The sequence below is a fragment of the Actinosynnema sp. NPDC050436 genome (genome assembly GCF_040655415.1).
GTDB lineage: Bacteria > Actinomycetota > Actinomycetes > Mycobacteriales > Pseudonocardiaceae > Actinosynnema.
Window position 1 is genome coordinate 217,531 of record NZ_JBFAJV010000007.1, and the last position, 13,591, is coordinate 231,121.

Consider the following 13,591-nt stretch of genomic DNA (forward strand, 5'->3'; position numbering starts at 1 on the left):
GCAGCGGCTCCCCCGACAACCTCGACAACCGAAATTCCCCGCCGTTCGGAAAAGTCCTCCCCGACCGGCGTCGGGTCAGCCGCCGGCCAGGTCGACGGTCGGCCGTGGCGTGGTGCCGAACAGCAGTTGGTCCTCGCGCGCGATGATGTCGACCTCGTCCGGGACGGCCAGCGCCGCGAGCAGGTCGGCCACCGTGCCGTCCAGCGACGCCGTCATCCGGTCGAGCGCCGTGCACACCTTGCGCAGCACCACGTCCATCCGGTCGTCGGCGAACGTCCCCGCGTTGTAGACCAGGCTCAGCGAGATCGTCTCCGCAGGTCCGACCACCACGCGCACGTCGTGCTCGGTGTTGGCCCCGCCGATCACCCGCCGCCAGGTCTCCGACCGGGGTGCCGCGCGCAGCGGACCGTCCATGAAGAACAGGCACGACTCGTAGAGGTCCGCTCCGTCCGCGACCTCGCCGACCTCCTTGATGCGCCGCAACGGGACCCACTGGTGCGCCCGGTCCTCCACCTGGGACGCCTGGAGTTCGCGCAGCCACGCCACGAGCGGTGCGGCCGGGTCGACGGTCACGCGTGCGGGCAGGTGCAGGTTGCTGTAGCCGACGACCTGTTCCGCGCCGGGCACCTCGTCCGGCCGCCCGCCGACGACGTTGCCGAACAGCACGTCGGTCTCACCCGTGATGTCGTGCAGCAGCAACGCCCACGCGGCCTGCACGAGCGTGAACAGCGTCAGTTGGTGCCGCCGGGCGGTGACGCGCAGCGCGGCGCTCGCCCGGCGCGACACCATGGCCGACCGGCCGGTCCGCTGCGGGTGCCTCGGCGCGGACAGGTCGCCGGCGAGCCGGTGCACGAGCGGTGTCGCCGTGGTGAAGCCGGCCAGCCGCGCCCGCCAATGGTCCAGCGCGGGAGCGAGGTCGCGCCGCTCGAACCACTCGACGTACCGGACCGGGGCGACGACCTCGGGCAGGTCCGGTTCGACGCCGTCGAGGATCGCCCGGTAGACGGTCTCCGCCTCGTGGAACGCCCGGTAGAACGAGACGCCGTCGAACAGCAGGTAGTTGACGAACCAGGTCCACCAGTACGCGCGCTCGCCGACCCGGAACAGGGCGTGCCGCGACTGTCCGGGCTCCGCCGGGTCGAAGCCGCGCGAGTACCACTCGTCCATGTGGGCGTGCCGCCGGCGGGCCTGCTCGGCGGCGTCGAGGTGCCGCCAGTCCTCGACCTCGAACCGCAGCGGCACCGCGCGGTGGACCACCTGCAACGGCCTCGGCACGCCCTCGGTGAGCACGCCCGTGCGCAGGGTGGGCTGGCGGGCCACGACCACGCCCCACGCCCGCGCCCACGCCTCGGGGTCGATGTCCTCGCCCGCCCAGGTGAGGTCGAACCCGTACAGGCTCGGCTCGCCGCGCTCGCGGTGGCGCGCGAGCATCCAGTCCTGGTGCGGGCCGACCGGGTACACGTCCTCGACGTGCCGGCCGGTGCCGAAGACCCGAGTCAGCGTCTCCTGGTCGAGGCCCGCCAGCGGGAAGTCGGACGGCGTGCACGTGCCGATGTCCTCGGTGGCGGCGTGCTCGGCGAGGTCGGCGAAGGCGCGCGCCACGTCGGCGACGGCGTCCGCCGCGCCGGTGCCGGCCGCCTGCACCCGCGCGTGGACGCCGTCCCAGCGCACCACCACGTCGAGATCGGCACCGAGCCGTTCGACCCGGTGGTCGAACGTGCCGCGCAGCAACGGTTCCGGGTTGGCGACGTCCACGTCCACCAGTCGCACGACGACCGGTTCGACGCCGGGCACGGCCGCCCGCACCTGCTCCTTGACCGAGGACAGCGAGATCTCGTCGGACGGCGGCAGCGACGCCACGACGTCGAACCGGCCGACGCCCGTCGTCACAGCCCGGCGGCACACCGAGAGCCCGCCGCGCCGCGACCGCCGCACGCCGAGCACGGCGGCGGCGAGCAGCACCTCGGCGGTCGACATCCGGTAGGCCGCAGCCAGGGGACCGGTGATCGCCGCGACCTGCTCGGCACCCGGCACGTGCTCGACCACCTCGGCAGTCCCCGCCACGGCCGCCGTCACGGCCACCGCCGGCTGCTCGGCCGCCCACGCCGTGAAGGCGACCGGGCGGTGCGGCAGCCGGATCGCCGCGCCGGCCGCGAGCTGCCGGTAGGCCAGGCCCAGCTCCGCCAGCAGCAGGCGCACCCCGCGCTCGTCCACGGCCTGCCGGTGCACCACGAGCGCGAGTCGTTGCGGCACTTCGGAATCCCGGTCCGCGCCGACGAGCCGCACGACCTCGACGGCCGGGTCGAAGCCCGCGACCGCCTCGGCGACATCCGGGCACCACACCACGGCCGGCTCCACCGGCACGACCGACCAGTGCTCGCCGTCGAGCGCGAGCCGCAGCGCGTCGTGCCGCCGGGCGACGAACGCCAGCGCGGCGTCGAGCAGCTCCGGGTCCAGCCGGGCCGTGGCCGACACCGCCACCACCGACACCGGGTCGGCGGCGCGCAGCAGCCGCTGGGCGGTGGTCAGCGGCACCCGGGCCGGCACCTCCCGGGCCGGCCGCGCCACGGCGGCCAGCTCGGCGATCGTCGGGTGCTCGAACATGCCCCGCGCGGTGAGTTCCAGCCCTTCCGCGCGTGCCCGGCCGACCACCTGGACGCTGCGCAGCGAGTCGCCGCCCAACGCGAAGAAGTCGTCCGTCACGCCGACCCGCGCCAACCCCAGCACCTCGGCCCACACGCTGGCCAGCAGCCGTTCGGTCTCGGTGCGCGGCGCGACGAACGTGGTGTCGTCGGCGCGCGCCGAGGCGGGCGGCGGCAGCGCGTCCCGGTCGACCTTCCCGCTGCGGTTGAGCGGCAGCCGGTCGAGCACGACGAACCGCGCGGGCACCAGGTGTCCGGGCAGCCGCTCGGCCAGGTGCGCCTGCACGGACGGCACGAGTTCGGCCTCCCACCGGTCGCGCAGGCAGAAGTTCGCGTAGCGCGACCAGTCGACCCGCTCGCGCGGTGCCGGCGGCTCGGCGGGCGGTGCGCCGCCGGCGGCGGCCACCAGGTCGAACAGCCCGGGGCCGGCCGCCGACAACCGCAGCACGACCCGGTAGCCGAGGTCTTCCACGACCCGGGCGAGCTGGTCGGGGTCGACCCCGCGCGGCCCGGCCGGGTCGGCGAGGTCGCCGACGGTGGCCGGGGCTCCGGCCGGGTCGGCGAGCACGGCCGCCGCGCGCAGGTCGTCGGCGACGCGGGCGTTCGGGATGCCGCGCACCGCGACGACGTCCGGGCGTTCGGCCAGCAGCGCGCGCACCCCGGCCACGGTCCCGGGCCACGGCCGGGCCGGCAGGTCGCGCGGCGGCGCGGGCCCGCCGACCCGGAGCAGCACGTCGTAGCGGAACCGCTCCATCTCGGTGTGGTGCGACCCGCGCTTGAGCCGGAGGTCGACGGAGGTGACGCCGTCGAGCCTGCGGAACAGCTCCGGGTCCACCAGCAGTTCGTTCTCGCCGCCCACCCGCTGCGCGACCCGGGCGCGCAGGTCGGCCGCCGGTTCGTCGTCGGCGCTGCGGTGGCGCTCGACCGAGGTGTGGAACGCGTCCAGCAGGCCGAGGTGGCGGACGTCGCCGACGACCAGAACACCGCCGGGCGCGACCAGTCCGAGCAGCCGGTGCAGCACGGTGACCAGGTAGTCCACCGAGGGGAAGTACTGGACCACCGAGTCGAGCAGGACCGCGTCGAACCGCCGGTCGGCCAGCCCTGTCACGTCGTCGGCGGGCTGGCGGCGCAGCTCGACCCGGTCCGGGCCGAGCCCGGCCCGCTCCGCCTGCCCCCGGGCCGCCGCGAGCGCCGAGGCGGACACGTCGGTGCCGACGTAGTGCTCGCACAGCGGCGCGAGCCGGCGCAGGAACAACCCCGTGCCGCAGCCGACGTCGAGCACCCGGCGCGGCCGGTCCCCGGCGACCAGCGCCACGGCGTGGTCGAGCCACTCGTCCATCGCCGCGCGCGGGATGGGCTCCCCGGTGTAGCTGGAGTCCCAACTGGCGAACGGGTCGGCCTGCCCGTCGAACGCCAGGTCGAACACCTCGCCCCAGCCGTCGACGGTGGCCGCGCTCGACCGCGCCACCAGCTCGCTGCCCGGCTCGACCGACAGGTAGCCGACCAGGTCGACGCCGCCCTCCCGGTCGGTGCGCGGCAGCACGACGGCCTCGCCGACCGCCGGGTGCTCCAGCAGCGCGGCCTCGACCTCGCCCGGCTCGACCCGGTGGCCGCGCACCTTCACCTGCCGGTCGGTGCGGCCGAGGAACTCCAGCGCCCCGCCGGGCAGCCACCGCACCCGGTCGCCGGTCCGGTACATGCGCGCGCCCGGCACCCCGCTGAACGGCTCGGGCAGGAACCGCCACGCCGTGAGGCCCGGCCGGTCCAGGTACCCGCGCGCCAGCCCGTGGCCCGCGACGAACAGCTCCCCGGGCACCCCGACCGGCACCGGTTCCAGCCGCTCGTCCAGCACGTAGCCGCGCAGGTCCGGCAGCGCCCGGCCGATCGGCGACGACGGCGCGGCGGCCAGGTCGTCGCGGAGCACCCGCTTGTAGGTGACGTGCACGGTCGTCTCGGTGATCCCGTACATGTTGACCAGCGCGGGTTTCGCGTCGCCGTGCTCGGCGAACCACTGCTCCAGCTCGCGCACGTGCAACGCGTCGCCGCCGAACACGACCGCGCGCACGTCCAAGTCGCGGAACGACCGCCCGATCGCGGTCAACGTCGTGCGCAGCGCGCGGAACGCGGGCGGTGTCTGCGTGAGCACGGTGACCCGCTCGGCGCGCAGCAGGTCCACCAGCGCTTCGTGGTCGCGGACCGCGTCGGCGGGCACGACCGCCACCCGGCCGCCCTTGCTGAACGCGCCCCACATCTCCCACACCGACAGGTCGAACGCGTGCGAGTGCAGCAGTGCCCACACGTCGGTGCCGTCGAAGTCGAAGTGCTCGTCGGCGGCCGTGATCAGCCGGACGACCTGGCGGTGCTCGATCATCACGCCCTTGGGCCGGCCGGTCGAGCCGGACGTGTAGATCACGTACGCGAGGTGGTCGGGTGCGGTCACCGGCGGCGGGTCGTGGTCCGGCCCGTCCACGGGCAGGTCCAGCAGCACGGTCGGGCCGTCGTGGTCGGGGAACCGGTCGAGCAGGTGCTCCTGGGTCAGCAGCACGCGCGCGCCCGTGTCGCCGAGGACGTACTTCAGCCGCTCGGCCGGGTTGGTCGGGTCCAGCGGCACGTACGCGCCGCCGGCCTTGAGCACGGCGAGCGTCGACACGACCAGGTCGAGGTCGCGCGCGGTGCAGATGGCGACCAGCGCCTCCGGCCCGACGCCGAGGTCGCGCAACCGGTGCGCGAGCCGGTTGGCCCGCCGGTTGAGCTGCGCGTAGGTCAGCCGCTCCGACCCCAGGGTGACCGCGACGGCGTCCGGGGTCCGCGCGGCCTGCCGCTCGAACAGCCCCGGCAGGGTGTCCCGCACGTCCGGGTCGAGCGGCTGCGCGCCGAACACGTCGAGCACCCGGGCGCGCTCGGCGGCGTCGAGCAGGGCCAGTTCGGACAGCCGGGCGGTCGGCCGCGCGGCGAGGTCGGCGAGCAGCGTCCGGAACCGGTCGGCCAGCCGCGCGACGGCATCAGGGGTGAACAGGTCGGACTTGTAGACGAACCGGGCGGTCGCGTCGTCGGCGTCCGGCCCGGACGGCGGGCGGACCTCCAGCCACAGGTCCACGAACGCCGCGTCGAGGCCCATCGGGAAGTGCTCCACGCCCAGCGCCCCGGCGGGTGCGGGCGCGACGGCCGGCGGCCGGGTGTTCTGGAGCGTCAGCATCACCTGCACCAGCGGGTTGTGGCTCATCACCCGTTCCGGCTGGAGTTCCTCGACCAGCTTCTCGAACGGCAGGTCGGCGTGCGCGAACGCGCCCAGCGCCACGGCCCGCGCCCGGTCGAGCAGCTCGGTTCCGGTGGGGTCGCCGTCGAGCCGCACCCGCAGCGGCAGCGTGTTGGTGAACATGCCGATGAGCTGCTCGTGCTCGGAGCGGGTGCGCCCGGCGACCGGGCTGCCGACGACCAGGTCGGTGGCGCCGGTCAGCCGGCTCAGCAGGGCCGCGAGCGCGGTGTGCAGCACCATGAACGGCGTGGCCCGGTGCGCCCGGCCGCAGTCGACCACCGCGCGCCACAGCCCACCGGGCAGCGGGACCTGGTGGGTCGCGCCGTCGAACGTCTGCACGGTCGGGCGCGGCAGGTCGGTCGGCAGGTCGGTCAGCGTCGGTGCGCCCGCCAGGTGCTCGCGCCACCAGGCGAGCGCCGCCGCCTGGTCCGGGCCGCCCGCCTCCGCGCGCTGCCGGCGCGCGAAGTCCCGGTACTGCGCCGGGAGCGGGGCCAGCGGGTCGGGCCGGCCCTCGACCCGCGCGGCGTAGAGCCGGGCCAGCTCGCCGAAGAACAGCCCGGTGGACCACCCGTCGACCAGGATGTGGTGCACCACGGCGGACAGCACGTGGTCGCGCTCGCCCAGCCGGTAGAGCCGCAGCCGCAGCGGCGGTGCCGAGGTCAGGTCGAACGGGGTGGCGAGGTCGGCGGCGATCCGGCGCACCGCCTCGGCGGCCGGCTCCGGCGACGCGCCGAGGTCGACCGGCCGCAGCGCGACCTCCCCGGCGGGGTGCACGACCTGCACCGGTTCGCCGCCGGTCGCGGGGAAGCTGGTGCGCAGCACCTCGTGCCGCTGCACGATCCGGCGCAGGCTCCAGGACAGCGCGTCGGGGTCGAGCGGGCCGGACAGCCGCGCCGCCCAGCTCGTGGTGTAGGCGGTGGTGCCCGGCAGGAGCTGGTCGAGGAACCACAGCCGCTGCTGCGGGAAGGAGAGCGGAGCGCCCGCCGGACCCGTCATCGTGCCCCCTCCAGGAGTTCGCCGATGGCCGAGGCGACCCCCGCCGGCGTCGGGTCGGCGAAGACCTCGGCCGGGGTGAGCGCCACGTCGAACGTCTCGTCCACGCGGGCGATCAGCGCGACGGCGATGAGCGAGTCGCCGCCGAGCGCGAAGAAGTCGTCGTCCTCGTCCACCTGCGGCTGGTGCAGCACCTCGGCGAACAGCAGGGCCACGGTCGCCACGACGTCGTCCGCCTGCCACGACGGCGGGTCCGGCTTCGCGGTGACGACGGGCGGGGCGGCCGGTTCCGGTTCCACGACGTACCGCTGTCGCTGGAACGGGTAGGTGGGCAGCGGGACGCGCAGGCGGCGTTCGACCGGCGCGACCGCCTCGCCCGCGAGCCACCGCGCGCCGAGCCGTTGCAACTCCCGGGCCTCGCCGTCCTCGATGTCCGGCCGGTCGTCGGTCAGCGACCGGATCGCGTCGGCGTGGTCGGTGACAACCGCGCACCAGCGGCGCGGGAACGCGACCCGGCCGACCTGGAGCGTGTAGGCCACGTCGTCCAGCGACTGCTCGGGGTGCGCCGCCAGGTGCGCGGCCAGTTCGGTCCTCGCCTGCCGCAGCGCGGCGTCCGTGGTCGCCGAGAGGAGCAGCAGCCGGTGCGGTCGCGGCGGCGCGGAGGGGCGCGGCGCGGGCGCTTCCTCCACCACGACGTGCGCGTTGGTCGAGCCGATCCCGAACGAGCTGACCCCCGCCCGCCGGGGGTGCCCCGGGTCCGGCCACGGCGCCGCCCGCGTGCGGACCGCGAACGGGCCGGCCGCGAAGTCGATGTCCGGGTTGGGCTGCTCGAAGTTCGCGCTCGGCGGCAGCACCCGGTGGCGCAGCGCGAGCACGACCTTCAGCAGCCCGGCGATCCCCGAGGCGGCGTCGGTGTGGCCGATGTTGGGCTTGACCGTGCCCAGCACGGTCGATCCCGGCCGCCCGCCGCCGAACGCCCTGGTGAGCGCGGCCACCTCGATCGGGTCGCCGACCCTGGTGCCGGTGCCGTGCGACTCGACGTAGTCGACGGTCGCCGGGTCCACCTCGGCCGCCGCGAGCGCCGACCGGACCACCCGGGCCTGCCCGGCCACGCCCGGCGCGCCGTAGCCCACGCGGTCGCCGCCGTCGTTGTTCACCGCCGAACCGCGCAGCACGGCGTGGATGTGGTCGCCGTCCTCCACCGCGTCGGCGTAGCGCTTGAGCACCACCACGCCCGCGCCGTCGCCGAACACCGTGCCGTCGGCCTTGGCGTCGAACGCGCGGCACACCCCGTCCGGCGAGAGCACGCTGCCCGCCCGCGCCACCGCGCCGCGCGCCGGCACCCGCACCGACACCCCGCCCGCCAGCGCCAGGTCGCAGTCGCCGAACAGCAGCGCCTGGCTCGCCTGGTGCACCGCGACCAGCGCGGTCGAGCACGTCGACAGCACGGTCATGCTCGGCCCGGTCAGCCCCAGCTTGTGCGACACCCGCAGGCACAGGTGGTCCGCGCCCGCGACCATCGCCAGCCGCACGTCGTCCAGGCCCGGGAACCGGTCGCGGTGCCGGCCGACCAGCGACCAGTACCGGGACTGCCCGCAGCCGCCGTACACGCCGACCACCGCGTCCGTCGCGGACGGCGGGTAGCCCGCGTTCTCCATGGCCTGCCAGCAGGTCTCCAGGAACACCCGGTGCTGCGGGTCGCTGAGCACCGCGTCGACCGGCGCGTAGCCGAAGAACTCCGCGTCGAACCACTCCGCCCGGTCGAGCTTGCCGTACCGGCGCACGTACGCCGGGTCGGCCAGCAGCGCCGGGTCCTCGCCGGCGGCCAGCAGCTCGTCGGTGGTCAGCTCGCGCACGGCCGACGCCCCGGTGACGACGGTCTGCCAGTAGGCGTCCAGGTCGGCCGCGCCGGCGAACCGGCCCGCGACGCCGACCACGGCGATGTGGGTGTCAGTCACCGCTGCCCTCGATCCTGCTCCGGCGGCGCCGCGCCACCCCGGCCCGGTCCGGGCGCGTGGGCGTCGGTGCCACGGCTCGGGGGAGGCCCGCCTCCAGGTGGCGGGAGAACGCGGCGATGGTGGGGAACTCGTACAGCTCGACCAGCGTCACGTCCCGGGACGCGACCTGCACGAGGTGGCCGTAGACCTGCACCAGGGACATCGAGTTGCCGCCGATGTCGAAGAAGCTGTCGTGGATGCCGACCCGGTCCAGGCCCAGCACGGTCTGCCAGATCCCGACGAGCTGCCGTTGCAGGTCGGTCCCGGGCGGTTCGTACGGCGCGGACGCCGCCCGCCGGGCCGCGTCGGGCAGGGCGCTGCGGTCGACCTTGCCGGTCGCGGTGAGCGGGAGGCGGTCCAGCACCACGTACTCGTCGGGGAGCATGTAGCGGGGCAGCCGCGCGGCCAGGTGCCCGCGCAGCGCCTCGACGTCCGGGTTGCCGGTGACGTGGGCGACCAGCCGCCCGTCCGGGGCGGTCACCACCGCCTGGTCGACGCCGGGGTGCGCGACGAGCGCGGCCTCGACCTCGCCCGGCTCGATCCGCACCCCGCCGCTGCCCTGCACCTGGTGGTCGGTCCGGCCGACGAAGTCCAGCTCGCCGTCCGGCCGCCACCGGGCGCGGTCGCCGGTCCGGTACAGGCGCGCGCCCGCCGCCCACGGGTGCGGGACGAACCGGTCGGCCGTCAGGCCGGGCTCGCCCAGGTAGCCGCGCGCCGTGCCGACGCCGCCCAGGTGGACCTCGCCGACCTCGCCGACCGGCGCGGGCCGCATCCGGTCGTCGAGTACGTGCACCTCCGCGCCGTCCACCGGCCGGCCGATCGGCGGCACGCCGTCGCCGCCGGGCCGCAGCCGCGACCACGTGCTCCACACCCCGACCTCGGTCAGCCCGTACAGGTTGAGCACCTCGAACGGCAGCCCCGGGTCGGGGTGCCGGTGCAGGGCCGCGCCGCCGACGTGCAGCACGCGCAGCGCGCAGTCGGCCGGCCAGCGCAGCGCGAGCGCGGTCGCGCCGACCGGCGTCGGCAGGAAGCACGTGGTGATCCGCTCGGCGAGCAGCCACTCCCGCAGGTCGGCGGGGGAGGACAGCAGCGCGGCGTCGGGGGCGTGCACGCTCGCGCCGGACGCCAGCGCGGCCAGGGTGTCCAGCACGCTGACGTCGAACCCGGGCGAGGCGGTCATGCCGACCCGGTCGGCGGGGGTGAGCGCGAGCAGCCGCCGCGACCAGTCGACCGTCGCGGCCAGCGACCGGTGGGTGGACATCACGCCCTTGGGCGTGCCCGTGGAGCCGGAGGTGTAGGTGACGTAGGCGAGCTGGTCGGGGTGGACCGGCGCGGCGGGCCCTACCGGAGGCGCAGGTGGTCCGTCGACCGCGATGGTCGGGTAAGGCAGATCGGCGTGGTCGGGCCCGGTGACGACGACCGCCGGGTCGGCCCGCTCCAGCATCAGGGCGAGCCGGGCGGGCGGGTTGACCGGGTCCAGCGGCACGATCGCCGCTCCCAGCCGCAGGGCCGCGAGCTGGGCGACGACCAGATCGGCACCGCGCGGCAGCACCACCCCGACCGCGCCGCCGGCCCGCGCCCCCGCCGCGTGCAACCGCCCGGCCAGCCCGGCCGAGGCGCGGTCCAGCTCCCGGTAGGTCAGGCTCCGCGCGCCGTCGGAGACCGCGAGCGCGTCGGGTGCGGCGGCCGTTCGCTCGCCGATGAGGACGTGGACGGGCGTTGTCGACAAATCGCGCACGCTCCCCCCAGTGGTGTGTGCGTCGGCGACCGGAGCCGCGCTCGACTGTAACCCCGGACACACTTCCCGTACACCCGATCGGGAATCGGGGCGGCTGCGGCGCTTCGGGCCGCACGACCCGCGCCGGGGATGCCGCGCGACGCGGACGAGGTGGTCGACGGCGTCCTGCTCCGGGAACCGGGCGTGGCCCTTCTCGACGGCCGCCCGCACCCCGGCGTTGTCGGTGACCATGGCCTCGATCGCCGGGTAGCTCGGCGCGCGGTCGCCCAGCGGGGTCCACAGCGCGAGTTCCAGGGCGGCCAGGCGGGCGGCGTCGCTTCCCCGGTCGGCCTCCACGCAGGCGTCGAGTTCGGGGGACGGCGGCCACTCGTGGCCACCGGCCGACGCGGCGACGAGCGTCAGCGAGCGCACCCGCGCGAGGTGCTCCGGGGCGGAGTCGAGCGCGAGGAACACGCCGCCCCACAGACCGCTGTCGCGGACGGAGCCGTGCAGCAGCACCAGGGGCGTCCCGTCGCCGGACTTCTCGGCCCACAGCCGGCCACCGGGACGTGTGCGGTGGTCATGCGCCCGATCCGACCCCCGCCCGTGGTCAGGGCCGCGCCTGGTCGGCCAGGGCGCGGCCGATCACCCGGGCGCCGTCCGGGAACGCGCCGGGGTCGGGGCCGGTGAAGTTCAGCCTGAGGTGGGGTGCGGTCGGTTCGGCGGGGAACCACTCGTCGCCCGACGCGATCACGACGCCGGCCGCGTCGCAGTCCCGGACGAGCCGGGCCAGGTCGGTGCCGTCCGGCAGGCGCAGCCACAGGTTCAGGCCGCCCTGCGGCACGGCGGTCAGGCTCGCGGTCGGCACGTGCTCGTGGACGGCGGCGACCAGCAGGTCGCGGCGGGCGGCGAGCTGGTGGCGCAGGTCGCGCCGGTAGCGGCGCCACGCGGGCTGGGTGACCACGTCGAGCGCGACGGCCTGGAGCACGCCGCTGACGTACATCGACACGGCCTCGACGTCGGCCAGGATGCGCTCCCGGGCCGGGCCGCGCGCGACGACGCCGGCCACCCGCACCGCCGGCGACACGCTCTTGGTCAGCGACCGCAGGTGCACCACGTGCCCGCCGTCGTCGCGGGCCGCGATGGGGACCGGGTCGGCGGTGATGCCGAAGTCGTGCGCCCAGTCGTCCTCGACCAGGAACGCGCCGTGCCGGCGCACCACGTCCAGCACCCGGTCGGCCAGGTCGGGCGACCACCGCGCGCCGGTCGGGTTGGCGAAGTTCGGCTGCGCGTAGAACGCCCGCGCCCCGGTGGACGCGAACGCGCGCGCCACCTCGTCCGGGTCGGGCCCCTGCGGGCCGGACGGCACGGGCACGACCCGGACGCCGACCTGGGCGGCGGCCAGCAGCGCGCCCCAGTACGTCGGCGACTCGACCAGCAGCGGGCGGTCCGGGCCGACCAGCGCGCGGAACGCCGTGCTCAGCGCGCTCTGGCTGCCCGGGAACACGACGACGTCGCCGGCCGACGGGCGGGCCGCCCCGAACGCGCCCAGCTCGGCCGCGAACCACGCCTGGAGCTCCGGCAGCCCGGCGGTCGGCGGTCGGCGCACGGCGGCGTCGCCGCGCGCCGCGCGGGAGAACGCGGCCCGCACCAGGCGTTCGGGCAGCAGTTCGCGGTCCGGGTAGCCGGAGTGCAGCGCGATCACGTCGTTCGGGGCGGTGCGCAGCGCGGTGGACCGGCGCGCGTCGCGGAACCGGGGCGCCCCCAGCGCCGACGTCTGCCAGCCGTAGTCGTTCGGGCGCGCGGTGGGCACCGCGCGGACGAACGTCCCGACACCCGGCCTGCTCTCCACCAGGCCCCGGGCTCCCAGAGCCCGCACCGCCTTCTGCACGGTGACCGGGCTCGCCGCGTACCGGGCGACCAGCGACCGGGTGGACGGCAGCCGCGCGCCCGGCGGCGCGGACGCGATCCACTCGTGCAGGTCGGCCACGATCCGGGCACTGCTATCGTCGGACATGAGTGGCAACAGTAGCGCTACCCTCACCAAGCCGACGGTGCTACCCGCGTCGCGGGCCGGGCTGTGGTGGGGCCTGCTCGGGGTGGGCGCGTTCTCGTTCACCGTCCCGTTCACCAGGGTCGTCGTCGCCGGCGGGATGTCACCGCTGTTCGTCGGTGCCGGCCGCGCGGTCGTCGCGGCGGTGCTCGCCGCCGTCGCGCTGGCGGTCACCGGCCAGCGACGGCCGCGCGGCGCCCAGTGGGCCCGGCTCGCGGTCGTCGGCGGGGGAGTGGTCGCCGGGTTCCCGCTGCTGACCTCCTTCGCGCTGACCACCGCGTCGGCCGGCCACAGCGCCGTCGTGATCGCCCTGCTGCCGGCGGTCACCGCCGTGATCGCGGTGCTGCGCGGGCGGGAGCGCCCGCCGCCGTCGTTCTGGGCCATGGCCGCCGTGGGCGCGGTCGCCGCCGTGGGGTTCGCCGCCGCGCAGGGCGGCGGCGTCGGCGGCCTGCACTGGTCGGACCTGCTGCTGCTGGGCGCGGTGCTGGCGGCCGGCATCGGGTACGCCGAGGGCGGCCTTCTCGCGCGCGAACTCGGCGCGTGGCAGACGGTGTCCTGGGCGCTCGTGCTCTCCGCGCCGCTCATGGCGGTGCTCACCGGCGTGGCAGTCGCGCGGCAGCCGCCGACCGGCACGGCCGTCGAGTGGGCGGCGTTCGGCTACCTGGCCGGGGTGAGCATGTTCCTGGGCTTCTTCGCCTGGTACCGGGGGCTCGCCATCGGCCCGATGGCGCGGGTGAGCCAGGTGCAGCTGGTCCAGCCGGTGTTGACGATCAGCTGGGCCGCGCTGCTGCTGGGCGAGGAGCTGACCTGGTCGACGGCCCTCGGCGGGCTCGCGGTCGTCGCCAGCGCGGCCGTCGCCGTGCGCGCCCGGCTCGGGTCGACGACCGGGTCCGCGCCGGGGGTCGTCCGGACCGGGCCGGAGCGCACCTGATC

The 13,591-nt window shown here is 76.2% G+C and carries 5 protein-coding genes; 1 reads left to right on the top strand and 4 read right to left on the bottom strand.

Annotation, left to right across the window (positions count from 1 at the left end):
* Nucleotides 1–75: 75 nt before the first annotated feature.
* The 4 genes from AB0I60_RS19495 to AB0I60_RS19510 all read right to left on the bottom strand — a co-directional run bounded on the left by AB0I60_RS19495 (nt 76) and on the right by AB0I60_RS19510 (nt 12,622).
* On the bottom strand, nt 76–6,894 hold the full coding sequence (locus tag AB0I60_RS19495) for an amino acid adenylation domain-containing protein (protein WP_360731659.1): 6,819 nt from the start codon (nt 6,892–6,894) through the stop codon (nt 76–78).
* Nucleotides 6,891–8,849 carry a beta-ketoacyl synthase N-terminal-like domain-containing protein gene (locus AB0I60_RS19500; RefSeq protein ID WP_360731660.1) on the bottom strand — a complete coding sequence of 653 codons (1,959 nt, stop codon included), beginning with the start codon at nt 8,847–8,849 and terminating at the stop codon, nt 6,891–6,893. Before AB0I60_RS19500 ends, AB0I60_RS19495 begins: the two co-directional genes overlap by 4 nt.
* On the bottom strand, nt 8,842–11,124 hold the full coding sequence (locus AB0I60_RS19505) for a non-ribosomal peptide synthetase (RefSeq protein ID WP_360731662.1): 2,283 nt from the start codon (nt 11,122–11,124) through the stop codon (nt 8,842–8,844). The genes AB0I60_RS19500 and AB0I60_RS19505 overlap by 8 nt, the downstream gene beginning before the upstream one ends.
* A 91-nt stretch (nt 11,125–11,215) precedes the next feature.
* Complete coding sequence (locus AB0I60_RS19510) at nt 11,216–12,622, bottom strand: PLP-dependent aminotransferase family protein (RefSeq protein WP_360731664.1); 1,407 nt, start codon at nt 12,620–12,622, stop codon at nt 11,216–11,218.
* Here AB0I60_RS19510 and AB0I60_RS19515 point away from each other — a divergent pair.
* Entirely contained in the window at nt 12,621–13,589 is a 969-nt protein-coding gene (locus AB0I60_RS19515; RefSeq protein WP_360731666.1) for a DMT family transporter, read from the top strand. The two genes, AB0I60_RS19510 and AB0I60_RS19515, sit on opposite strands and share 2 nt — an antisense overlap.
* The last annotated feature ends 2 nt before the right edge of the window (nt 13,590–13,591 follow it).